Annotated in this window: 21 protein-coding genes; 6 read left to right on the top strand and 15 right to left on the bottom strand. The window is 71.2% G+C overall.

The genetic code is table 11. From position 1 onward, the window contains the following. The first annotated feature begins 2 nt into the window (after positions 1-2). A complete protein-coding gene (locus ACWC1K_RS21500) occupies positions 3-2,150 on the top strand; it encodes an AGE family epimerase/isomerase (protein ID WP_450833412.1) in 2,148 nt (715 codons plus the stop codon). A gap of 66 nt (positions 2,151-2,216) precedes the next feature. Further along, on the top strand, positions 2,217-3,431 hold the full coding sequence (locus tag ACWC1K_RS21495; protein ID WP_450833518.1) for an IS701 family transposase: 1,215 nt from the start codon (positions 2,217-2,219) through the stop codon (positions 3,429-3,431). On the opposite strand, the gene ACWC1K_RS21490 is transcribed toward ACWC1K_RS21495, so the two are convergent. Then, entirely contained in the window at positions 3,374-5,086 is a 1,713-nt protein-coding gene (locus ACWC1K_RS21490) for an ABC transporter family substrate-binding protein (RefSeq protein ID WP_450833411.1), read from the bottom strand. The two genes, ACWC1K_RS21495 and ACWC1K_RS21490, sit on opposite strands and share 58 nt — an antisense overlap. Positions 5,087-5,260: 174 nt before the next feature. Between ACWC1K_RS21490 and ACWC1K_RS21485 the strand changes: the two genes are divergently transcribed. From ACWC1K_RS21485 to ACWC1K_RS21470, 4 genes are all read left to right on the top strand, one after another. Then, entirely contained in the window at positions 5,261-6,244 is a 984-nt protein-coding gene (locus tag ACWC1K_RS21485; protein WP_450833409.1) for an ABC transporter permease, read from the top strand. Next, a complete protein-coding gene (locus ACWC1K_RS21480; RefSeq protein ID WP_450833408.1) occupies positions 6,241-7,122 on the top strand; it encodes an ABC transporter permease in 882 nt (293 codons plus the stop codon). The genes ACWC1K_RS21485 and ACWC1K_RS21480 overlap by 4 nt, the downstream gene beginning before the upstream one ends. Next, positions 7,119-9,227, top strand: a complete 2,109-nt coding sequence (locus ACWC1K_RS21475; RefSeq protein WP_450833406.1) for a dipeptide ABC transporter ATP-binding protein — start codon at positions 7,119-7,121, stop codon at positions 9,225-9,227. Before ACWC1K_RS21480 ends, ACWC1K_RS21475 begins: the two co-directional genes overlap by 4 nt. A 469-nt stretch (positions 9,228-9,696) precedes the next feature. Next, positions 9,697-11,058, top strand: coding sequence for a helix-turn-helix domain-containing protein (locus ACWC1K_RS21470; RefSeq protein WP_450833404.1), 1,362 nt, complete (start codon positions 9,697-9,699; stop codon positions 11,056-11,058). 40 nt (positions 11,059-11,098) lie between these two features. Here ACWC1K_RS21470 and ACWC1K_RS21465 read toward each other — a convergent pair whose 3' ends face one another. The 14 genes from ACWC1K_RS21465 to ACWC1K_RS21400 form a co-directional block, all read right to left on the bottom strand. Next, positions 11,099-11,704 carry a DJ-1/PfpI family protein gene (locus ACWC1K_RS21465; RefSeq protein WP_450833402.1) on the bottom strand — a complete coding sequence of 202 codons (606 nt, stop codon included), beginning with the start codon at positions 11,702-11,704 and terminating at the stop codon, positions 11,099-11,101. Positions 11,705-11,706: 2 nt separating this feature from the next. Further along, positions 11,707-13,386, bottom strand: a complete 1,680-nt coding sequence (locus ACWC1K_RS21460; protein ID WP_450833401.1) for a thiamine pyrophosphate-binding protein — start codon at positions 13,384-13,386, stop codon at positions 11,707-11,709. A gap of 30 nt (positions 13,387-13,416) precedes the next feature. After that, complete coding sequence (locus tag ACWC1K_RS21455; RefSeq protein WP_123964054.1) at positions 13,417-14,262, bottom strand: type 1 glutamine amidotransferase domain-containing protein; 846 nt, start codon at positions 14,260-14,262, stop codon at positions 13,417-13,419. 234 nt (positions 14,263-14,496) lie between these two features. Further along, on the bottom strand, positions 14,497-16,149 hold the full coding sequence (gene mdlC, locus ACWC1K_RS21450) for a benzoylformate decarboxylase (protein WP_450833399.1): 1,653 nt from the start codon (positions 16,147-16,149) through the stop codon (positions 14,497-14,499). Between the two features lie 5 nt (positions 16,150-16,154). Further along, positions 16,155-17,657 (bottom strand): FAD-binding oxidoreductase, encoded by a 1,503-nt coding sequence (locus tag ACWC1K_RS21445; RefSeq protein ID WP_450833398.1) that lies wholly within the window; start codon positions 17,655-17,657, stop codon positions 16,155-16,157. A gap of 102 nt (positions 17,658-17,759) precedes the next feature. Further along, entirely contained in the window at positions 17,760-18,056 is a 297-nt protein-coding gene (locus tag ACWC1K_RS21440) for a hypothetical protein (RefSeq protein WP_450833396.1), read from the bottom strand. Further along, complete coding sequence (locus tag ACWC1K_RS21435; RefSeq protein ID WP_450833394.1) at positions 18,053-18,685, bottom strand: NADPH-dependent F420 reductase; 633 nt, start codon at positions 18,683-18,685, stop codon at positions 18,053-18,055. The genes ACWC1K_RS21440 and ACWC1K_RS21435 overlap by 4 nt, the downstream gene beginning before the upstream one ends. Before the next feature lie 11 nt (positions 18,686-18,696). Further along, positions 18,697-19,095 (bottom strand): cupin domain-containing protein, encoded by a 399-nt coding sequence (locus ACWC1K_RS21430; protein ID WP_123964059.1) that lies wholly within the window; start codon positions 19,093-19,095, stop codon positions 18,697-18,699. A 19-nt stretch (positions 19,096-19,114) separates the two neighbouring features. Then, complete coding sequence (locus tag ACWC1K_RS21425; RefSeq protein WP_450833393.1) at positions 19,115-20,353, bottom strand: MFS transporter; 1,239 nt, start codon at positions 20,351-20,353, stop codon at positions 19,115-19,117. Then, positions 20,340-21,056: an EthD domain-containing protein gene (locus tag ACWC1K_RS21420; protein WP_450833391.1), complete on the bottom strand. Its 717-nt coding sequence runs from the start codon at positions 21,054-21,056 to the stop codon at positions 20,340-20,342. The genes ACWC1K_RS21425 and ACWC1K_RS21420 overlap by 14 nt, the downstream gene beginning before the upstream one ends. Before the next feature lie 38 nt (positions 21,057-21,094). Then, positions 21,095-21,403, bottom strand: coding sequence for a muconolactone Delta-isomerase family protein (locus ACWC1K_RS21415; RefSeq protein WP_266953722.1), 309 nt, complete (start codon positions 21,401-21,403; stop codon positions 21,095-21,097). 24 nt (positions 21,404-21,427) lie between these two features. Further along, positions 21,428-22,462, bottom strand: coding sequence for an ankyrin repeat domain-containing protein (locus ACWC1K_RS21410; protein WP_450833388.1), 1,035 nt, complete (start codon positions 22,460-22,462; stop codon positions 21,428-21,430). Beyond that, the gene (locus ACWC1K_RS21405; RefSeq protein ID WP_450833386.1) at positions 22,459-22,896 is read right to left on the bottom strand and encodes a nuclear transport factor 2 family protein; all 438 of its coding nucleotides are present in this window, start codon (positions 22,894-22,896) and stop codon (positions 22,459-22,461) included. Before ACWC1K_RS21405 ends, ACWC1K_RS21410 begins: the two co-directional genes overlap by 4 nt. Positions 22,897-22,923: 27 nt before the next feature. Then, positions 22,924-23,376 (bottom strand): nuclear transport factor 2 family protein, encoded by a 453-nt coding sequence (locus ACWC1K_RS21400; RefSeq protein WP_450833384.1) that lies wholly within the window; start codon positions 23,374-23,376, stop codon positions 22,924-22,926. Between the last annotated feature and the right edge of the window lie 319 nt (positions 23,377-23,695).

Raw genomic sequence — 23,695 nt, 5'->3', positions numbered from 1 at the left:
AGATGAGTGCCACCACCGACCGCCGTATCTTCTCCGACACCCTCGCGGGATACGTGACGTACCACAGCCCCACCCAGCACCGGTTCGGGCTGCGCACCTCCGACGGCCGCGAGTTCACCGTGCACCTGGCCCGCAACGTCGTCTCCCGCATCGTCCGCAACCTGGGCGACCCCTACCACGACACCACCTCGCGCACCCGGGACATGCTGGGCACCGGGCGCTTCCTGTTCGCCTACGGGATCTTCTACGAGTGGGAGGGCGGCGCGCGCTTCGAGGCGAAGGAGATCACCTTCCCCGAGGAGAGCCGTGGCCACTACGTCTTCGAGCACCCCAACTGGTGGGTGCAGCAGGCCGCCGCGATCGCCGACTTCTATCTGCGCGGCCAGTTCCCCGACGGCAAGTTCGACTGGCGCAACTACCGCACCCACCTCACGCTCGACGGGGCGCACCTGCCCGAGCACGCAGGGGAGAACGTGCGGCAGGAGACCGACACCATCTCCCGGCTGGTGTACGGCCTTTCGACCGCGTATCTGCTGACCGGCGAGGACCGGTTCCTGGACGCGGCCGAGAGCGGGACCGAGTACTTACGGCAGTACATGCGCGTCGACGACAAGCAGGACGGGATCGTCTACTGGTACCACGGCATGGACATCACGCCGACCGGGCGGCGCAAGGTGTACGCCTCGGAGTTCGGGGACGACTTCGACGCCATCCCGATGTACGAGCAGATCTACGCGCTGGCCGGGCCGACCCAGACGTACCGGGTGACCGGCGATCCGCGGATCCTTCAGGACATCGACCGGACGGTCGCCCTGTTCCAGCGGTACTTCCGTGATGAGGAGCGCGGGGGCTTCTTCTCGCACATCGACCCGATCAACCTCTCCCCCTGTGACGACGCGCTGGGCCGCAACCGCTCCCGCAAGAACTGGAACTCGGTGGGCGACCACGCCCCGGCGTATCTGATCAACGCCTATCTGGCCACCGGCCGCGAGGACTTCGCCGCGCTCCTGGAGGAGACCGCGGACACCATCGTGGCGCGCTTCCCGGACGAGCCGGACAGCCCGTTCGTCCAGGAGCGCTTCCACGAGGACTGGAGTCCGGACCGCACCTGGGGCTGGCAGCAGGACCGGGCGGTGGTCGGGCACAACCTGAAGATCGCCTGGAACCTGACCCGGATCCGGGCCCTGCACGACAAGCAGGAGTACGCCGAGACCGCCCGAAGGATCGGCGAGATCATGCCGCCGGTCGGCAGCGACCAGCAGCGCGGCGGCTGGTACGACGTGGTGGAGCGGCGGGCGGACGCGGACAGCGGCATCCACCGCATGGTGTGGCACGACCGCAAGGCCTGGTGGCAGCAGGAGCAGGCGATCCTCGCCTATCTGATCCTGGCGGGGACCGCCGACGACCCGGAGTCGCTCAGGCTCGCGCGGGAGGCCGCCTCCTTCTACAACGCCTTCTTCCTGGACCACCAGGACGGCGGGGTCTACTTCAATGTGCTGGCCGACGGGATCCCGTATCTGGTGGGCACCGAGCGGCTCAAGGGCTCGCACGCCATGGCCGGCTACCACTCGCTGGAGCTGTGCTATCTGGCGGCCGCCTACACCGGTCTGCTGATCAGCCACGAGCCGCTCACCCTGTACTTCCGGCCGCGCCCCGACGACCTGCCGGAGCGCGAACTGCGGGTGGCGCCCGACCTGTTGCCGCCGGGGTCCGTGGAGCTGACCCGGGTGTGGGTCGACGGACGCGAGCACCATCACTTCGACGCCAAGCAGCTGACCGTGAAGCTCCCCGAGAGCGACGGGCCGGTGCGGGTGCGGGTGGAGCTGGAGCCCGTGCAGATGCGTCTGAGGATGCGCAGCGAGTTCGACGGCGGGACCGCGCACGTCCGCTGCGGCGGCGCGGTCGACGCCGGTGAACTGGACAAGTTCCGCCGGGTCCTCGGCGAGGTGATGGCCGCGGGGCCCCGGCGGGTGGAGTTCCATCTGTCCGAGGTCAGCGAGATGTGCCGGCCCGCGGTCAACGAACTGCTCGTGCAGCGCACCAAGGCAGGGCTCGACGTCGACTTCGTCGTCGTCGGCGCGGTCCTGCCCGAGGTCCGCGAAGCCCTGATGGCGACCGACGCCTTCCTGCTAGAGGGCGAGGAGGACTGAACCGTGACCACCACCCTGCCCCCCGGAACCCTCGCCGCGGAGCCCGGCTTCGGCCCGCCCTACGAGGTGCCCGTAGAGCCGGTGGACCTCTCCGCCTACTGCCAGGACCTCTTCGGCACCCTGAGCCGCTCCGACCAGCGGCGCTGGGGCGAGGTCTATGTCCGTGGACTGCTCGGCGTGCCCGGCCGCAAGACCCCGGCCCGCATCTCCGAGCAGGTCCTCGGCCGGCGGGCCGTGCAGCAGATCCAGCAGTTCGTCAACCAGAGCCCGTGGCCGTGCGGTCCGGTGCGCCGGCGGCTCGCCGGGCAGCTGAGCCGGGCCTTCCGCTCGGAGGCCTGGTGCGTCGACGAGGTCGTCTTCGCGAAGAACGGCGACCGCTCGGTGGGTGTGGCCCGGCAGTACGCCCCCTCGCTGGAGCGGACCGTCAACTGCCAGCTGGCGCTGGCCACTTCGCTGGTGGGGCGGCACGGCGGCGTCCCGGTCAGCTGGCGGCTGATGCTGCCGGCCCGCTGGGACCGCGACGAGCGGCTGCGCACCCAGGCGCATCTGCCGCCTCAGGAGCGCTCCCGGCCGCGCTGGCGGTACATCCTGGAGGCCGTCGACGAGATGCTGGAGGAGTGGTACCTGGAACCGCTGCCGGTGTTGGTGGACTGGCGCGGTGAGGCCGATGTGGCGCCCCTGCTGCGCGGGCTCGAGGCGCGCGGGCTGGCCTATCTGGTCGAGGCCTCGCCCAGCACCGCGGTCACCCTCCCCAGGCCGTGCGCCGGATCCCCGTACGGCAGTGGGACGTTGACGGAGCTCGCCGTGCACGCCGTCCAGCACCGCAAGCGGATGCCGATCGCCTGGCAGGACCGGACGACGGCCCGGATGCGGCAGTCCCAGGTCCTGTCGGCTCCGGCCCTGCTGCTGACCGAGGCGCCCCACGGCGGGGGTGCGGGCGCCCGGTCCGCGGGGGCGCAGCCGCCGCAGCGGCCGAGGCATCTGGTCACCGACTGGCCGTACGGCCGGCCCACCCCGCGTACGTACTGGCTGACCAATCTGCCCGGGCGCAGGCTGTCGGACGTGCTGCCGCTGGCCCAGCTGCGGACGGTGTCGGGCGAGAGCCTCGGGCGGCTCCAGCAGGACTTCGGGCTCGCCGACTTCGAGGGCCGCTCCTTCCGCGGCTGGCACCATCACGTCACGCTGGCCTCGGTGGCGATGGGCTACGACACGCTGAGCCGGCCCTACCGCGGCCAGCCGACGGCGGTGAAGTCGATGTCGCCGAGGCCGGGCACGCCGTAGTTGGCGAGGCCCTTCCTGACGGCCAGCACCTGCGGGCGCTGGTAGAGCAGGACGTCGTGGCCCAGCTGCCAGATCAGGCGGTCGGCCTGGTTGTAGAGCTGGTCGCGGCGTCCTGCGTCCAGGGTGTGCACGGCGCGGCCGAGCAGGGAGTCGATCTCGGGGCTGGAAATCCTGCCGTAGTTCTCGTAGAACTGGCCGCCGCTCGGCCGCCGGTAGACGGGGTACAGGGTGCTGGGATAGGTCAGTCCGGTGAATCGGAAGATCGCCAGATCGAAATTCCCGCGGTTCAGATACTTCGACAGGTAGTCGTCGGCCGGGACTTTCTGGATCTCCACCGAAATTCCCGCGCGCTGGAGCATCTGCTGGATCAGCTGGGAGAGGTCGAGACCAAGGCGGTTGGTGGACTGGCTGAGTACGAAACGCAGGCGCAACTCCTGCCCGTTCTTGCTGCGGGTGCCGCTGCCGCCGGTGCGATGCCATCCGCGCTGGTCCAGAATTCGCTCGGCGGCCTTCAGGTCGTAGGTGCCGAGCGCAGCGGAATTGTCCGCGTATCCGGGCTGGTTGGTCATGAAGAAGTGGTTGCCGAGCAGGGGCACCCCGACCGGCAGGCCGGTGCCCGCCACCTCGGCGAGGGCATGGCGGTCGATGGCCCGCAGCACGGCCCGGCGCACCTGGACGTCCGCGAGGGGGCCCGGGGCGCCGTTCAGGGCGACCTGGACGTCGTCCCAGGCGGAGCCGGTGCGGATGTCGGTGTCGTCGGCTTTCCTGAGCCGGTCGTAGAGGTCGGCGGAGGCGGCGTTGACGGCGTCGATCTCGCCGTTGAGGAAGGCCTGGACGGCGGTCGTGGGGTCGAGGGTGCGGAAGACGACCCGGTCGAGGCGGGGGCGGGTCCCCCACCAGGCGGGGTCGGGTACGAGGGTCAGGGTCTGGCCGGTGTCGTCCAGCGAACCGATCCTGAAGGCTCCCGCGGTGATCGGCGCCTTTCCCTGCCAACCGGTGTTGAAGTCCGCCGGGTTGCCGAAGCCGGCGGCCGGGTACAGCGGCGTGAACAGCCGCTGCCAGTCGGCGAACGGCCGCTTGAAGGTGACCTTCACCTCGTGCGCGTCCGCCCCCTGACGTACCGAGGCGATGTCCTCGTAGCCACTCGGATCGGCGATCCGGTAGCGCGCGTCGCCCCTGCCCAGCGCGCGCCACTGGGCCGCGAAGTCCCGCCAGCCGAGCGGCTTTCCGTCGGACCACCTCGCTTCGGGGTTGAGGCGGTAGGTGACCGTCTGGGGAGTGGTGGAGGTGACGGAGGCGGAGCGCAGGTAGGCGGGCGCGGGACGGGGAGCGCCCTCGGCGTCGCGGGTGAACAGGCGCGGCTCCAGCAGGCCGGCGACCGTGAAGACGTCGTCCAGGGTGCCGTCCGCCTGGTAGTAGTTGAACTGCGTCAGCCACTGGTAGATCGGCAGCGTCAGGGTGCCGCCCTGGCGGAGTTCGCCGCGCGGGCGGGGGTTGACGTCGGTGCGGCCGTAGGCCGGAACCGCCGCGCTGGAGCTGCTGTCGCCGGGGGCGGCGCGGCCGTGTGCCCCGGTGCAGCCGCCCAGCACGGCGCAGAGGGTGATCCAGACCAGCGCGGGCCACAACCTTCTGCCGCGTATCAGGAACCCCGTCATTGCGATGCCCTCTCCCCCGTGTGACCGCAACACCTGCCGCTGACGCGGCGGACGCTTCAGCGAGCAGTCTGCCGCAAGAAAGCGCGAACACGTCTTCAAGGGGCGTCCGCGAGCTTAACATTGGCCCATGTCAAGCACATGAAGCCGACGGGTTGCCGAGGAGTCCGACACCCGATGCTCGTATTGTTGGCAAAACGTCTGACAAACTGCCTCGTATTGCTTCTCGCTTCAACTTTTCTCTGCTATTTGATTTCCTCCGCGGCGCTCGATCCGCGGTCCTACTTCGAGGACCGGACACCCCGGCCGCCGGCCGCCGTGGTCGATGCGCGGCTCACCGAAATCGGGCTCGACGGCGGCACTCCGGTGACCGAGCGTTTCGGCCACTGGGCGTGGCGGGCCCTGCACGGGGATCTCGGCCGCACGCTCGACGGCACGCCGGTGGACGCCGAGTTCGGCCGGCGGGTGGGGGTCACCGCGCGGCTGCTGATCGTCGGGACGGTCGTGGGCACGGTGCTGGGGGTGCTCGCGGGGGTGTGGGCGGCGGTGCGGCGGGGCCGGCTGCCCGACCGGGCGCTGACGCTGTTCTCCTTCGCGGTGCTGTCGGTGCCGCCGTTCGTGCTGGGGCTGCTGCTGCAGGCGGGTGCGCTCACGGTCAATGACGCGGCGGGCCGCACGGTGATCCGGTACACCGGCGAGCGCACGCCCGGTCTGGAGGGCGGTCCGATGGCCCAACTCCAGGACACGGCAGTGCACTTGGTCCTGCCGACGATCTCGGTCGCCTTGGGGGCGATCGCCGCGTACAGCCGCTACCAGCGGGGGGCCACGCTGGACGTCCTCGCCTCGGACCATCTGCGCACCGCCCAGGCCAAGGGGCTCACCCCCGGGCGCGCGCTGCTGCGGCACGGCCTGCGGACCTCGCTGATCCCGCTGACGGCGTTCTTCTCCTTCGGATTCCTGACGCTGTTCACGGGCGCCGTGTTCACGGAGAGGATCTACGGCCGGCACGGCATGGGCAGTTGGTTCATCGAGTCCGTGCAGCGGGGCGATGTGAACGCGGCCATGGCGGTGGAGGTGTTCAGCGCCGCGCTCGTCCTGCTGGCCGGTCTGGTCGCGGATCTGCTGCACAGCGCGCTCGATCCACGGGTGCGGTACGCGTGAGATCCGCTCGGGGGGCGCGGGTACGGCGGCGGCTGGTCCGCTCACCGGGCGCGGTGGCGGGCGGTGCTCTGCTGCTCGGTCTGTTCCTGTTCGCCTTCGCCGGACCGCATCTGTCCGGGTGGGGTTACGCCGACATCGACTACTCGGCGCTGCACCGGCCGCCGGACGCCCGGCACTGGCTCGGCACCAACCGGATCGGCCAGGACGTCTACGCACAGTGCGCCCGGGGACTGCAGAAGTCGCTGCTCATCGGGGCGCTGGCGGCGGGCTTCTCGACCGGGCTCGCGGCGGTCGTGGGGGTGTGTGCGGGGTACTTCGGGGGCTGGGCGGACCGGGCGCTGATGCTTCTCGTGGACCTGATGCTGGTGATGCCGGCACTCCTGGTCCTGGTGGTGGTGGCGCCGCGGCTGCGTCCTCTCGGCTGGCTCGCCTACGTCGGGCTGATCGCCGCGTTCGGCTGGATGGTCACGGCACGGGCGGTGCGGGCCATGACCCGCTCTCTGATGGAGCGTCAGTTCGTGCTGGTGGCGCGGTACATGGGGGTCGGCCCGGTCACGGTCGTCCGGCGGCACATCCTTCCCCACATGGCGTCCTTCCTCGTCACGGACGCGACGGTGGCGGTGGCCGGGGCCGTCATCAGCGAGACCGGGCTGTCGTACTTCGGCTTCGGGGTGCAGCCGCCCGACGTGTCCCTCGGCACGCTGATCGCCGATGCCGCGGATGTCCCCACGGCGTATCCGTGGATGTTCTCCTTCCCGGCGGGGCTGCTGGTGCTGCTCGTGCTGGCGTTCCACCTCATCGGGGATGCGTTGCGGGACGCGCTGGATCCGGAGGCGGAGACGGAGGCGGTGCACGGGGAAGCGGGGAGCCGGGTGTGACGGACGAGGTGGTGCTCGACGTGCGGGGGCTGCGGGTCGGGCGGACGGGGGGCCGTCGGGCGGCCGGGGTGCCGCTGGTGCACGGTGTCGATCTCCGGTTGCGCCGGGGGGAAGTCCTCGGACTGGTCGGCGAGTCGGGGGCGGGGAAGAGCCTCACCGCGCTGGCGCTGCTCGGTCTGTGCCCGTCCGGGGTGCAGGTGAGCGGTTCGGTGCGGCTGCTCGGGCGGGAGCTGGTCGGGCTGCCGGTGCGCGAGCTCGCCCGGGTGCGGGGGCGGCACATCGCCATGGTGTTCCAGGACGCGCTGAGCGCGTTCACTCCGGTGCAGCGGGTGGGGGACCAGATCGGTGAGGTGCTGCGCATCCATCAACGCCCGCGTCCGGGGCGGGAGTCGGCGCTGCGGGCGGCGACCGAACTCCTGGACGCGGTCGGGGTGCCGGAGCCGGACCGGGCCGCCCGCTCCTACCCGCACCAGTTGTCGGGCGGGATGCGGCAGCGGGCCATGATCGCCATGGCGATGGCGGGTCACCCCGAGGTGATCGTGGCCGACGAACCCACCAGCGCCCTGGACGTCACCGTGCGGGCCCAGGTGCTCGAGGCGCTGACGACGGCACGGCGGGCCACGGGCGCGGCACTGCTGCTGGTCAGCCACGACCTGGGGGTGGTGGCGGGGACGGCGGACCGGGTCGCGGTGATGTACGCCGGGCGGATCGTCGAGAGCGCCGGCGTCGACGCGCTCTTCGCGCGCCCGCGGATGCCGTACACCAAGGGGCTGATCGGGTCCGTGCCCCGGCTCGACGGGGAGACACCGCCCACCCCCGTGCCGGGCGAGCCGCCGGTCGCGGGTGACGGCGGGCCCGGGTGTGCCTTCGCCCCGCGGTGTCCGCTCGCCGAGCGGAAGTGCCGGGAGCTGATACCCGAACTCATGGGAGACGACGGGCATCTGGCCGCCTGTCATCGGGACGACGAGGCGGTCAAGCGCAGCTCCGTCGAGCTGTTTCCGCCGTCGGTGTTCCGCAGGCCGCCCGCCGGAGGACCGGTGTCCGAGACGGTTCTGAGGATCACCGGGCTCGCCAGGTCCTATCCCGCGCCCGGCGGCTTCGGGCCAAGGAAGCCGCCGAGCCCGTGGCGGCTGCGGCTGGGGCGGCGGACGGCGGACGAACGCGTCGTGCGCGCCGTGGAGTCGGTCGATCTCGAGGTGCGCCGGGGGGAGACCCTGGGGCTCGTGGGAGAGTCCGGGGCCGGGAAGTCCACCACGCTGCTCGAAGTGATCTCCCTGGCGGTCCCGCAGAGCGGGACGATCGAGATCCTCGGGCAGGACACCTCGTCGTTGTCGCGCGAGGCGGCGCGGCGGCTGCGCAGCGCGGTGCAGATCGTGCCCCAGGATCCGATGTCGAGCCTGGATCCGCGGATGCCGGTGGGCGACATCGTCGCCGAGCCGCTGTGGGTGCAGCGGATGCCGGCCGACCGGGTCGCCGCGCGGGTGGCGGAGGTGCTGCGGCTCGTCGGGCTCGGCCCGCAGGACGTGTCCGCCTGCCCCCACCGGTTCTCCGGTGGACAGCGGCAACGGATCGCCCTCGCCCGGGCGTTGGCCGCCCGGCCGGAACTGCTGCTCCTTGACGAGCCGCTCTCGGCGCTCGACGTGTCCGTGGGGGCGGGGATCCTCGATCTGCTGCGCAGGCTGAGGGAGGATCCCGGCCCGTCCTGTCTGTTCGTCTCGCACGACCTGGCCGTGGTGCGTCAGATGGCCGACCGGGTCGCGGTCATGCATGCCGGTCGCGTCGTCGAGACCGGCGAGGTCCAGGAGGTGTTCGCGTGGCCTGCCCACCCGTACACCAGGGCGCTGCTCGACGCGGTGTCGGTGCCTGATCCCGCGCTGCAGCGGACGCGTACGACCGTGGTCCTGCGGGGCGATCCGCCGGCGGTCGGCGCGTACGTGACGGGATGCCGGTTCCGGACACGCTGCCCCGTGTTCGCTTCACTTCGACGGGAGGAACAGCGCAGGTGTGAACGGGAAATCCCGGCGACCCTGGAACAGGCTGTGGGGGGTGGCCGTTCGGTCGCCTGTCATTTTCCGCTCACGGACCCTCGGGGCGTATCCGGGTAGGACTCCCTTTACGGCAGCCGGCCGAGGTGCGCCGGCCGGTTCAGCAGCAGCCGCCGCCCGCCGGGCCGTTCACCTTCGCGGGCTCGACCGTCTGCACGGATGCCCCTCCTTCTGCGAGGAAGGTTCCGCCGCCGACCAGTCCGGCGACGAACAGCACAGCCACAAGTATTGCGGCGAGTTTGTGAATCACTCCTTTTCTCCATTCCCCCTAGAGGTTTTTTATTTACGATGAGAGTTAATCGAACATTACTTCGCCAGTCAAGTGCGTTCCGGGAAAATAAAAGCTGTATGGGGAATTATTGGAATCGGAATTTCCGTCTCCTGTTCACACACGCGGCAACCACAAGTGGAGCAGGGTGTTTTCGGCCGCTCCAGGCCACAGGCCGGTCAAGCCCATTGGCGTGGCCCAGTCATGCTGGTATTGTGATCTATGACATCTCAAGTCATGTGCGCACCCCTGGGAAGCCAAATGGATCAAACGGAAAGCGCATCTCCGGTCGAGGTGGGCAGGCGCATCCGGACCCTCCGCGTCAAACTCGGGCTGAAGCAGCAGGACCTGGCCTCCTCGGATATCTCGGCGAGCTACATCTCGCTCATCGAATCAGGGAAAAGGGCTCCCTCGGATGCGGTGCTGTCCGCTCTCGCCGGGAAACTGGGGTGCTCGCCGGACCATCTGCGCACAGGTCGTGACGACCACGCCCTGGAAGACACCAGGCTGAAGCTCTCTTTCGCCGAAATGGCGCTGCGCAACGGCGACAACGGCGAGGCCCTCCAGGCCTTCGGTGAACTCCTCGCCAAGCCCGCCCTGCTGGACCCGCACATGCGGCTGCGCGCGCGCATCGGCCAGGCGACCTCGCTGGAGAAGCTGGACCGGATCGAGGCCGCCATCCCCGTGCTCGAGGAACTCGGCAAGGACCCGTCTCTGGCGGCCGGCTCCGACGAGTGGTGCCGCGTCCAGGTCGCCCTCAGCCGCTGCTACCGCAACATGGGCGACATCACCCTCGGCATCGAGATCGGCGAGCGGGCCATGGCCAGGCTCGACGCGCTCGGCCTGGACGTCACCGTGGACCACATCCAGGTCGGTGCGACGCTCATCGGGTCGTACCTCATGCGCGGCGACATCACCCGCGCCCACCTGCTCGCGCAGAAGCTGGTTCCGGTGGCGGAGGAGCACGGCGGACGTGCGGGCCGCGGCGCGGTGTACTGGAACGCCGGGCTGGTGGCCCTCTCCCGCCGGCAGCTGCCCGAGGCGCTCGCGCTGACCGAGCGGGCCCTGGCGATGATGGCCGACGACGACAACCTGCGGCATGTGGCGATGCTCAAGATGACGGTCGCCTGGCTGGAACTCCAGTCCGAGGTGCCCGACCCCGCCCGGGCGCTGGAACTGCTTCAGGACGCGGGACAGACGCTCGCGGAGCTCGGCACCGCCGTGGAGCAGGCCAGGTGCGAGATCTGCCTGATCGACGCGAACACCCAGCTCGGCAGGTGGGACGAGGCCGTCTCCCATGCCCGGCGCGCCCTCGGACTGCTCAGTTCGGGTCCGCGCGTCGAGGCGGTCGGGGCACGCGTCAGGATCGCCGAGATCCATCTGCTGCGCGGGGAGACGGAGGAGGGCCTGCAGGGCCTGCACGCGGCGACCCGCCAGCTGAGGCATTTCGCGGCGTCGTACGAGACCGCGCAGGAATGGCGCCACCTCGGTGACGTGTGGAAGCGCCAGGGCCGCGCGAAGGAGGCCCTGGAGGCCTACGACCAGGCGCTGCAGGCCTCCGGGATGCCCACGACCTACGATCCCGCGCAGGCCCTGACCGGCCAGCAGCAGCGCCAGAGCTGACCGGCCCGCTCGGCGCGTTCCCCCGTGAGTGTTCATCAGCTCACCGCGCCCACGAACCGGTGCCGGTGCTTCTCGTCCCGTGTGCGGCGAGCAGGTCGATGATGGTGCGGGCGAAGAGATGGCAGTGCTCGCCGGTGCGGGCGGTGACGAGGTCGTCGTCGACGACGACGTCCTGGTCGACGTAGCTGCCGCCCATGTTGCGCAAATCGCCCAGCAGGTTGTTGTGGACCACGGCGCGCCGTCCGCGGACCAGACCCGGCACCGGTGCCGCGAGCCACATGCCGTGGCAGATGACCCCCTTGAGGATGGCGGGGTCGGCGAACGCCCGGCGCAGGAACGTCGCGGCGGGCGGGAGCCGCGCCGGGTCCTCGGTGTAGCGCAGCCGGTCGGCGACCATGCCGGACGGGACGATGACCGCGCTGAACTCCTTCAGCGCGAACTCGTCGACGTCCTCGAAGGATTCGCCGACCGTGAACGGCATCCGGTGCTCGTGTCCCTGGAAGGTCATCTCCTTCTCGCCCCACAGCCGGGACAGGAAGTGGACCTCGGCGCCCTCCTCGGGGAAGCGGCGCGCGTAGTAGAGGATCTCGGGTTCGTAGAAGTCGCTCTCCATCAGTACGGCGATCTTGTGACCCGTCAGTCGCACCGCTACCGTCCCCTCCCCCGTTCGGTGACCAGGTCGATCAGGAACGGGCCGCGGTGCGACAGCGCCTCGTCGACGGCCGCCGCGACCTGGCCCGGTTTCTCCACCCGCAGCGCGGGCACGCCCAGGGACCTCGACAGGGCGACGAAGTCGATGGCCGGCCGGGAGAGGTCGAAGATCCCCGGGTGTTCGTGCTCCGGGATCCCCTGCTCCCTCCAGTACTGGTCGATGTTGAGTTCCAGCAGCCGGTAGCTGCTGTTGTTGCAGACAACGAACTTGGCGCCGATGTCGTGCCGGGCCGCCGTCCACAGCGCCTGGAAGGTGTACATGCTGCCGCCGTCGCCGGTGAAGCCGACCACCGTGGCGTCGGGGCGGGCGAGTTGGGCGCCGAGCGCGCCGGGGATGCCGACGCCCAGGGAGCCCCCGCGGGTCTGGTGCCAGCGGCCGGGCTCGGCCGCCGGGAGAGGACCGAAGAGGTCCGGGGAGGCGGTGAGGGACTCGTCGAACAGGACGACGTCGTCGGGGAGCCGGGCCGCCAGCTCCTCGGCGAAGGCGATGTGCGGGAGCTCCACCCCGTCGGCCCGCTCACGGGCGCCGCGGGCGGCGGCCGCCCGGGCTTCGGCCCGTGCGGCGGCGCCGCGCCGCAGCCGGTCCTGGGCCGCCGTACGGTCCTCGCGGCTCATCCGGGCCTCGATCGCGTCGGCGAGCAGCGCGAGGGACCGCTTGGGATCGGCCACGAGACCGAGGTCGACGGGGAAGTTCTTGGCGATCGCGTCGGTGTCCAGGTCGATGTGGACCACCGGCACCCCCTCGCCGAAGACGCCCTCCAGGGCCGGGAAGACCTCGGGCAGCGCGTAGGTGCCGCACAGCAGCACGGCGTCCGCGGCTCCCGTGACACGTCGGCTGCTCTCACCGAACATGTGGCCCAACTGGCCCGCGTAGGCCGGGTGTTCGGCGGACAGGTTCACCTCGGCCCAGTCGGCGCCCCACACCTCCGCGCCCCACACCGAGGCCAGGTGCCCCAGCTCTTCCTGTGCGCCGGAGAAGTGGATCCCGTCGCCCGCGATCACGATCGGTTTGCGCGCCCCGGCCAGCAGCTCCGCCGCCCGCGCCAGCGACTGGGGGTCTGGTGCGGAGGCGGTGTCGGGGTACGACACCGGCACCGCCTCCTCGCGCGTGGGCCGGTCCATCACGTCGGCGGGCAGCACGACGAGAACCGGCCCGTACGGCGGGGTGCCGGCCACCTTGAACGCGCGGCGCAGCACCCGCAGCGTGGAGTCGGGGTCCACGACCCGCGTCGCCCACTTGGTCACCGGCTCGGCCATGGCCACCAGGTCGGCGGCCATCTGCGCCTCCATCGCCTCGTAGCGCAGGCCGGCCTCGCCGACCAGGACGACGAGCGGGGCGTGGCCGCGCTTCGCCTGGTAGAGCATGCCGATGCCGTTGCCGAGGCCCACCCCGGAGTGCAGCTGGACCACGGCCGGGCGGCGGGTGGCGCGGGCGTAGCCGTCCGCCATGCCCACGGCCACGGCCTCCTGAAGGGTCAGCACGTACTCGATGCCGGGGAAGTGCCGCAGCTCGTCCAGGAAGCCCTGCTCGACGGTGCCGGGGTTGCCGAACATGTACGGCACCCCGTCGACGGCGAGCTGTTCGAGGAACGCCGCACGGGCCGGCCTGCTGTCCATGGTGGTACCGCCTCTCGTCGGGATCGGTGGCTACGACTGGGCGGCGGCCCGGAAGCCCCACTGGCGCAGGCCCTGGTCGAGCACCTCGACCGTCTTCTGGCCGGTGAGGTAGGAGTCGGGCGTCGAACGCCCGGTGATGAACGGGTAGTCGACGATCACCGAGGTGGTCTTGCCGAAGTTGCCGTGGTAGGCGCCGCCGGGGGCGGTCGCGTCGCGCAGGATGTACTCCAGCGGGTACGGCGGCGGGCCCATGTTGAAGTCGGTGCCGACGAACCCGGTGCCGTCGAGGTAGTCGTACTCGATGCAGTGCCCGGTGACGTGCTTGCCGCGGATGATGCTCTCCCGGTCCTCCTGGTCGCGGGCGAAGGCCAGGCAGGCCACCCCGTAGCACTCGGCGGCGATCGGGCGGTCCAGGTGGTGGAAGGCGAGGATCAGGTCGTGGACGCGCCAGTTGTTGGCGAGGTCGACGATCGGGCCGCTGCCGCCCACGATGAGGAGGGCGTCGTAGCGGTCGGCGATCTGCTCGCGGACCTTCTCCACGCGGCTGTTGTACGCCTCCCAGTCGCGCAGGAAGTACGGCTTCGAACGGTAGGGCCGGTCGGGCAGCCAGGAGGACAGGTCGAGGGGGTTGTCGAGGCGGTCGGAGGCCTCGACGGCCTTGACCTTCGCCGCCATCTCCGGGGTCGTGACGGAGCGGCCGAGCGGCGGGTCGACGTAGTCGGGGTCCATGCTCGGGGGCAGCGCCACGGGCCGCTTGCCGGTCGGGGTGGCGAAGGTGAGGTGGTATCCCGCCTTGTCGAAGGTTTCCAGGGGGCCGATCAGTTCCTCGCCCCAATAGCCGTACTCGGACAGGACGACGAGGATGCGCCTGCTCATGAGGTTCCTCTCGGTCGGCTCGGTCGGCGTTCGCTTCGGACACGTGAACTGCCGAACTCATGTCTAGTTTTCGGGGTTTGACCCGTACCAGAAGGGAGGGCTCCGGGTGGCGCACATCCCCAAGTGGCAGACCGCACTACGGCAAATCGGGCCGTGGCCGGGGCTGTTGTCCACTGCGCAACGAACGATGCCCCCCGCGCGGGGCGGAGGGCGTCGGTGTCGGTCTGCCGGGTGTCAGAGGCGGAACAGCCCCGGGTCGGCGACCACGACGTCCAGGAGGACGGGTCCGTCGGCCGTCAGGGCGCTGCGGAGGGACTCGCGCAGGTGCTCCGGGGTCTCGATGCGTTCGCCGCGCACGCCGAAGCCGCGGGCCAGCTGGGCCATGTCGACGCCGCTGAGGTCCCATCCCTTCTGCCAGGACTTCTGGTCCTGGAGGTAGTACTTGAGGGACAGGTAGCCGGAGTTGTCGGGGATGACGAAGGTGACCGGCAGCCGGTGCTGGGCCGCGGTCCACAGGGCGTGCAGCGTGTACTGCGCCGAGCCCTCGCCGACGACGACCACCGCTCGCTTCTCGGGGTGCGCGAGGGCGTAGCCGACGGCGCCGGCGAAGGGGAAGCCGAGGGCGCCGCTGGCGGTGGCGAAGTAGCCGTTGTCCGCGCCGAGCGGGATCTGCTCGTGGAAGTCGGCGCGGGCGATGGGCAGTTCCTCGAACAGCTGGGCGTCCTCGGGGAGTTCCTGGGAGAGGACGTGGAAGAGGTACGCCTGGGTGAGGGGCGTCGAGGGCTCGGGCACCGCCACGGGCTCGCGCACCGGGGCGAGTTCGACCCGCTCGCGCTGCTCCACCAGCGGCACCAGGCCCTTCACGACCGCGCCGGGCGGGGCCACGAAGCCGGTGTTCGCCAGGGTGGCCGCGGCGGCCTGCGGGTTGTCCGTGACGTGCAGGAACCGTACGTCGGGGGTGAGTTGAGGCCGAGGCGTCCTGTCCAGGTCCGCGGGCGCGGTCGAGAACAGGTCCCACGCCGTGAAGAGCGTGAACGCGGGGCCGCCGAGGACGACGACCACGTCGTGCTGCTCGCCGAGCCGCTGGTTGACCAGCTCGGGGATGGGCGGCAGGACGCCGGCGAACAGGGGGTGGTTCTCGGGGAAGGCGCCGCGGTTCCACACGGGCGCGCCCCACACGCGCGCGTTCAGCTTCTCGGCGAGCGCGATCAGGTCGCCGCGCGCGCCCTGCGCGTCCACCGGACCGCCGGCCACCAGACCCGGCCGCTCGGCACCGTTGAGTGCCTCGGCTATGCGGGCGAGGACCGCCGGATCGGGGACGACGGCGCTCTCCACCTCGGCGATCCGCACCGGCTCCGGATCGGCCGGGCGGACCCAGTCGTCCTCGGGGACGGCCACGAACACCGGGCCCTGCGGGGCCTGTTTGGCGATCTGGTAGGCCTGGGCGATCAGCGCGGGCACGTCCTGCGGACGCCCGGGCTCACCGGCCCACTTGATGTACGGCTTGGGCAGCTGGGTGGCGTCCTTGGCGACCAGGAAGGGGTCCCCGAGGAGCATCTTGCGGGCCTGCTGCCCACCGAGGATGACCATCGGCGTGTTCGCCGCGGCCGCCGTGTACACGCTGCCCATGGCGTTGCCGAGGCCGGGTCCGCCGTTGATGAGGACGAGGGCGGGCTCGCCGGTGCCCTGGGCGTAGCCGTCGGCCATGCCGACGACGGCGGCCTCCTGCAGGCCCATGACGAAACGGAACTCGTCCTCGGGCCAGTACTCGAACAGCTTCATCTCGGTGTGGCTGGGGTTGCTGAAGACGGTCGTCAGTCCTAGAGCGCGCAGGACGTCCAGGGTCGCGTCCCGCACGGTGCGGGCGGTGCTCGCCGCTTCGGTCATGGTGATCAGGCTCCTGAGTTCCTCGGGTTTGCCTCGCGCTGTCCGCGCCGGTCATCCGGGCCGACCTGCTTTTCTGCTGGGGGTCCGGGGGCCCGCGGCGGAGCCGCTGATGTCACGCCCCGGGAAAATGCAGTGGTATCGGGGGGTTCGAGCGCCGCCACCGCGCTGAAGACGTGGTCCGGGTCGTAGCGTTCCTTGGTCTTCAGCAGCCGGGCGGCGCCCGGGCCGAACGCGGCCGCGGCGCGCCGGCTCTCCTGGGGGCCGAGCAGATTGGGGTAGCCGCCGGGCAGGGCGTGTGCGGCGAACGCGGTGGACACCTCGCGCGCCCAGCGCCGGTGCGGCGCGGCCCGTTCGGCGCCCTCCCAGGCCGCGGCGACCTCGACCAGCAGATGGTCCCGGCGCAGCGCGAAGGCGGTGTCCGCGGCCGGTACGCGGGCGGCGGCGCCGTGGAAGTGGTGGATGTACATGCCGGAGTACGGCGAGGTCGCTCCGGCCGCCGCCTCGACGATCAACTCGATCGTGGGGTCGGTGAGTTCGGGCAGCCACCGGGTGCCGACCTCGTTGTGCCGGCCGTCGACCACGACCTGGTCGAACATGCCGAGGACGCCCGCGTACTCCTGGGGACAGACCTGTCCGGCCAGGGGGGTGCCGAGGGCGGTGAAGCGGTCGATGACCGGGCGGCCGCGGGCGATGTCGCCGCACCACACCGGCAGGACGTAGATCAGGGGCTGGCCGTCGGGTCCGCCGAAGAAGCCGGTCATGACGGTCAGTTCGTCGGCAGCCGAGGCGATGATCTCGCGGTAGCCGCGCAGGACGGAGGCGGCCTGTGCAAGGGGGTGGAGGATCATGCCGGCGAGGACGGTGCTGATGGGGTGCAGGCGCACGCGCAGTTCGGTGACGACGCCGAAGTTGCCGCCTCCGCCGCGCAGCGCCCAGTACAGGTCGGGGTTCTGCTCGGCACTGGCGACGACGGGGCGGCCGTCGGCGAGCACGACCCGGGCGGCGACCAGGTTGTCCAGGGCGAGTCCGCACCGGCCGGCGAGCAGGCCGTAGCCGCCGCCGAGGGTGAGGCCCGCGAAGCCGACCGCCTTGACGGTGCCGGTGACGGGGGCGAGGCCGAGGGCCCGGGTGGCCTCGACGAGGTCGCCGGCCCGGGCGCCGCCCTGTGCCACGGCGGTGCGGGAGGCCCGGTCGACGGTGACCCTGCGCATCGCGGACAGGTCGATCATCAGGCCGTCGTCCGCACTCGCCCGGCCCGCCCAGTCGTGACCGCCGCCGCGGACGGTCAGCGGCAGCCGGTGGGTGCGGGCGATACGGACCGCCCAGGTCACGTCCGTCTCGTCGGCGGGCCGGACGATGACCGCGGGCCGTGCGTCGACCGCGCCGTTCCACACGCGCCGCGCCGCATCGTAGGACGGGTCGCCCGGCGCGAGCACGGTCCCCCGCAGGGTGGTGCGCAGTGCGCGTACGGCGGCCGCCGACGCGGGAGTGGTCGTTGAGGGTGCCATGGCTCCCCCTTCTCTTCTTGTCGACAGGTGGGCCGGGCCGGCTCCGGATCCCTCACAGTCCTGGAGCCGGCCCGGCCGGGGAGGAAGACCGAGGAGCCGGCCTCAGCTCTCGATCAGCTCGTAGCGGCCGGGCTGTACGGTCTCCAGGTCGACGGCGGCGAGGAAGGCCTGGGTCTCGGGGGCGGCGAAGAAGGCCGCGATGGTGGCCTCGGCGTCCTCGGGGGAGGCCCAGTGGACGGTCACCAGGTACTCGCCGTCGGCGCTGCGGGCGGTCGAGCGGGCGAGGAACCCGGCGCGGGTCTCCAGGTACTCCTTCTCCATCGTGTGGTTGAGCTGCTGGAACTCGGCGTCGTCGATGTCGGCGCGCAGCTTGAACCGGATGGTCTCCACAGTGGTCATGTGCTCCACCTCTCTTGGGCGAGACGTGCGTCGAGGGGGCGGTTGAAGACGGGCGTGCCGGGCTGCTGCCGGCGTCCTCCCCGGGCGAGGGAGCCCGTCCCCAGGGGCGCGAACCCGAGCTCGTCGAGGAGTTCGGTGACGAGCCGGTTCGCCTCGGGGTCGTCGCCCGCGACGAACAGCGCGGTCCGTTCCTCGCGCGGGGCGCCCGGCCGGGCGAGGTCGAGCAGGTACTTGTAGTTGAGGGTGTTGACCGCCTTGACCACGCGGGCGCCCGGCAGGTGGGCCGCGATCAGCTCGGACGACGTGGTCCGGCCCGACTCGAGGTCGGGGAACGTGCCGTCCCTGCCGGGCGTGTAGTTGGTGGTGTCGACGACGACCTTCCCGGCGAGGACGTCGGCGGGCAGGCTCTCGTAGGCGCCGAAGGGAATGGCCACCACGACGAGCGGGTCGCCGAAGGCGATCGCCTCCTCGACGCCGGCCGCGCGGGCCCGTCCGCCGAGCTCCGCGACCAGCCCGGCGAGGGAGTCGGGGCCGCGCCGGTTGGCGACGGCGATCTCGTGTCCGGCGGCGGTGAGCAGCCGGGCGAGGGTGCCGCCGATCTCGCCGCTGCCCAGGATGCCGATCCTCATGTGCGGTCCTCTCAGGCGCCCGGACGGTTGTACGCGTACGACTCGTTGGTGTCGGCCTCGTCGGGGACGAATTCGGTGACGACGTCCTTGGCTGCATGGATGTTGACCATGCGGGCCCGGCCGGGGCCGAGGTTGGCGAACTTGTGCGGCATTCCGGCCGGTACGACGCAGATGTCGTCCGGGGTCGCGTCGACGCTCTCGCCGCCGGCCTCCAGCCGTACCGTGCCCTCGACGATCACGAAGATCTCCTCGTAGGGGTGGGTGTGGCGCGGGGGGCCCGCGTCGGTCGCGACGTCGACGATGAACGCCGAGACGCTGAGACCGGGGTGGTCGCTCGCGTTGAGGATGTGGGCGGCCACCTCGCCGTTGATCTGCACGGTGGGCAGGCTGTTCTTCGCGATGATCTGCATGGGTCGGTCCTTGGGGTCCTCAGGTGGGATCGGCGACCGGGTCTGCGACCGGGGACACCGACTGGACGGGCTCGTCGGCAGCCGGGCGCAGCCGCGTCGCGGCCCAGGTCGCGGGCAGCGCCACGACCATGACGATCAGGGCGAGTACGAACACCGAGCCGACGCCGTGGGCCTCCACGGCCCAGCCGCCGGCGGCCGCTCCCCCGGCGATGCCCGCGTTGACGGCGGAGGCACCGAGGGTGGCGGCGAGATCGCCGCCGGGGCCGGCCAGCGTGATCACCCGGAGCTGGAAGGAGGGCACCAGGCCGAATCCGACCAGCCCCCACACGGCGAGGGCGACGGCGGTCAGCCCCGCGTTGTCGCCGACGTAGTGCAGGGCGGTGAGGATCAGGGCGAGCGCGACATTGGCCACCACCAGGGTGGTGGCCGCCCCGCGGTCGGCGAACCGGCCGCCGCCGAACACGCCGACGGCGCTGGCGATTCCGTAGACCAGCAGGAAGGCGCTGACCGCTCCGCCGGAGATGCCGGTGACGTCCTCCAGGTAGGAGGCGAGGTAGGTGAAGGCGGCGAACTGGCCGCCGAGCAGCAGCAGTCCGACGCCCAGCTGGGCCAGCACCCTGGGTGCGAAGGCATGCCGGACCTGGGAGCCGAGCCCCGTCGGCCCGGTGATGCCGACCCGCGGGACGAAGGCGAAGGTGGCGACCAGGGCCAGCGCGCCCAGGGCCACGATGCCGACGAAGGTGGCCTGCCAGCCGATCGCGTTGCCGACGAGGGTGCCGAGCGGCACGCCGATCACGGTGGAGACGGCGATCCCGCCGAACACCATGGCCACGGCCCGGCCCTGCTGCCCGGCCGGGACGAGGTGCGCGGCGAGCGCGGAGGCGACACCGATGAACAGGCCGTGGATGGCGCCGGTGATGACACGCGCCACGATCAGGGCACCGAAGCTGGTGGTGACGGCTGCAAGGAGGTTCCCGACGAGGAACACCGACAGCGCCGACCACAGCAGCAGATGGCGGCCGAGCCGGATGGTCACGGCCGTGAGCAGGGGGCCGCCGATGCAGATGCCGAGGGCGTAGGCGGTGACCAGCAGGCCGGCCGTGCCGACCGAGACGCCGGTGTCCTTGGCGATGAGGTTCAGGATGCCGACGATGACGAGTTCCGCCGTGCCGATGACGAACGCGCCCAATGCCAGTGTTCCCAGGGCGAGTTGGGTGCGACGCGCCTGGTTGTCGTGCGTGTGCTCAGCGGTGGTCACGTGCTTCGCCTTCCGAACCGATGATCCAGTGCTCCTTGACCGCCATGTGGTGCAGATAGCGGGGTTGTACGAAGGTGACGAGGTCGTCCTTGGCCCTCGCGTACTCCTCGGAGGCCGCGGCTTTCTCCAGGTCTTCGAGGCTGTCGAAGGAGAGCAGGTAGGCGGCGTCCAGGAGGGCCTCGCCGATGGCGTACGCGCCGTCCCGGGTGAAGCACTGGAGGTAGCGGCGCAGGCCCGGCACCTGGAGCATCAGCTCGGCGTGCTCGCCGAGGCTGCGCTCCCGGAACTGCTCCACGGTGGTGCCCTCGGTGCGCTTGACCAGGGCGACGATCTTCACACCGTCCTCGGGCGCCGGGTGGTCCCCGGCCCGCAGGACGTGTGCGTCGGTGTCGAGGACGACGGTGCGCCAGAAGGCGGCCCACTTGGGCTCGTCGAGCCGGGCCCCCTCCAGGAACTCCGGGGTCTGCAGGGAGGCGAGCTGGTCCTCCTCGTTCTCCAGCCAGATCTCCGCGATGCCGCTCCACAGCGGGTCGGCGTTCTCTTGGGGGTCCGGGCCGAAGGGAATGCGGGTGTCGATCAAGTACTTCTTGATCTGCGGGATCTTGCTCGCGTACTGCACCGCGTGGACGTCGACCCAGTAGTCCTGGAACTCCTGCTCGGACATTCCGGGTTTGGGATGGGCGAAGATCAGCTGGTGGATCATGGCGGTCTCCAGGGGAGTCGGTCGGTCGGACGGTCGGGTCAGACCTTGTAGGCCTTCTTCACGTCCTCGGCGAAGCCCAGGTAGTCGCGCAACGGCCAGACCTCCTCGAACTCGAGGTACTCGCGCATCGGCAGCCGGCCGAGGGCGGTGCGGTCGAGTTCCTCGGCGCTCGGGGACTCGATGATGCCGATCACCCGCTTCTGCGCGGCGACCTTCCACAGGCCGACGGCGAATCCGGAGTCGAGGGTCTCCTGGGCGTGTTCGGCCTCTTCGCGCTCGAGCTCCCAGAGTTCGTCCAGGGAGATCCGTCCCTCGTGGTTCCAGCGCATCTGGACGTAGAACAACATGGGGGTTCCTTAGGGGAGTTGGGGTCACGCCGCCGCGAGTGCCGCGATCCGCCGGGTGATCGGGTCGTCGTCGCCGAAGACCTCGACGGCCAGGTCGAGCGGGCTCTTGCCGTCGTGGCCGACCAGGTCGGTGCGGGCGCCGGCGTCGAGCAGGACGCTCACGCAGTCGGCGTAGCCGTGCCACAGGGCGTCGTGCAGCGGGGTGTAGCCGTTGGTGGCGCCCTGGAAGTCGAGGTCGATGCCCGGGTGGGCGACCAGGTCGGCGGTGATGTCGGCGTGGCCGTTGTAGACGGCCTTGTGCAGGGGTACGGCGCCGAAGCAGGGTTCGACGGCGTTGATGTCGGCGCCCGCGCCCAGCAGCAGCCGGACGATCTCGCCGTGGCCGTCGCGGGAGGCGACGAGCAGCGGGGTGTGGGCGTCGTTGAAGCCGTTGAGGAAGGGGGCGCGGGCGTCCACTTCGGCGCCGTCGGCGAGGAGCCGGCGTACCGTCTCGGTGTCTCCGGCGGCGGTGGCGGCCATCAGGGGCTGGGCCTCGACGGCGCTCGCGTCGGCCTCCCGGCGCTCCTTCAGGAGCTGCTCGGCACGGAGCAGCTTGTCCTTGCCGAAGGTGTTGACGTTCAGCTCGTAGGCGAAGTGCTCCTCGAGCGAGAAGCCGTAGTGGGTGTGCAGCTTGAGGCCCGCGCCCTGGTCGAGCAGGTACTCCACGAGGTCCGGGTACTTGTACCAGAGGGCGTCCATCAGCGGGGTGTGGCCGGTGGTGGGGGCCACGGCGTCCACGAAGGCGCCGGCCTCGACGAGCTGCCGGGTGACGTCCAGGCTGCCGCCCTGGCAGGCCTTGTGCAGCGCGGTCGCGCCGGCCCTGGTGTCGGCGGTGTGGACGTCGGCGCCGGACGCGATCAGCGTCTCGGTGGTCGCCGGGTCGGCCTGGCCGGCGGCGATCATCAAGACGGTGAGCCCGGAGGAGTGCTCGCGCGTGCTCGGGTCGGCGCCCGCGTCGAGCAGCCGCTGGACCTCCTCGGTGGCGCGGCCGCGTACGGCCGCGATGAGAGCGGCGTTCATGAGGCCACCGCCCGGCCCCGGATCGCCCGGATGATCTGCGAGGGGTCGGTGTGGGACTCCCAGCGGACGATCCGGCCGTCGCGGACGGTCAGCCAGTGCGTGAAGATGATCTCGAAGTCGATGCCGGTCTCCTTGACCCGGGAGATCTCGTGGATGATCCCGGCGGCCTTCTCGCCCTCGACGACGAGGTCGAGCAGCTCCTCGGAGATCACGTCGCACTGGCCGGCGAACACCCCGACGCTGTCGGCCACTTCGGCGCTGCTGTGCAGGGTGCCGATCCACTTCATGTCGTCGTTGTAGCCGGGCACGGGGCGGTAGTTGATCCATTCCACGTCGTCGGCGAGGAGCCCGAGCGCGGTGCCGAAGTCGCCGCTCGTCAGGGCGGCGAACCACCGCTTGGCAACGTCCCGGGTCTGCTCGGTGAGGTCGCTCATGTCGTCTCCTTGTGGCCGTCTCGCGGCCTACTGGCTGTCCGGAGGGGTCATGATCTGCTGGTTGCCGTCCGCCCACACCGCGGTCATCACCACGCCGGCGATGAGCCAGCCGGACCCACCGCGGGTCAGGCTGAAGCGGTAGCGGCCGCCGAGCGTCCAGGTCGGGCCGCCATGGGCATGGGGCAGCAGGTGGGTGGCCTGGAAGTGGGCGGTGAGGACCGCCTCGTCCCCGTGCACCTCGGCGATCTGGTTGCCGATCATGTGCTGGGTGGCCTTGAGGTGGCCGAGTCCGGCCCGCCAGTCGGCGATGACCCGGTCGCGGGCGCTGACCACGGGTTCCCCGCCGAACAGGCTCGTGTAGTCCAGGGTCACCTTCTCCGCGAGCAGGGCCGGCAGGGCCTCCCACTGGCGCAGGTCGACGTGCCACAGCATCCTGGTGCAGGTCTCGATCACGTCGATCCGGTCTTCGGCGGAAGTCATCGGCAACTCCGTGGGGGCGCGCCCGGGTCGGGGCGGGCGTGCTGGACGATCGGTCCCGGCCGAAGCTAGTGACGGGGCCGGACGCGAGGTCCCGGCGCCGGGTCCGCCCGGCACACTCTGCGAGCTCCACCTGGGTACTACGTCAGTTCTTTCGAACTGACCGCTCACTTGACGCAGTGTCATCCGGCGTGTGACAGAGTGCCGGAACCTGCGGCGCGGCGCCGCCCCGGCGAGGAGTCGGCTGGGGACGGTGGGACGACCGGATCAGCCCACGAGGAGGCACTGATGGTGAACAGCAGCGCACTGCGGACCAGGTCCC

The sequence above is a fragment of the Streptomyces sp. NPDC001492 genome, from assembly GCF_053597275.1.
Note: the sequence above shows the minus strand (reverse complement) of the source record. Positions and strands in the feature narration are given on the sequence as shown.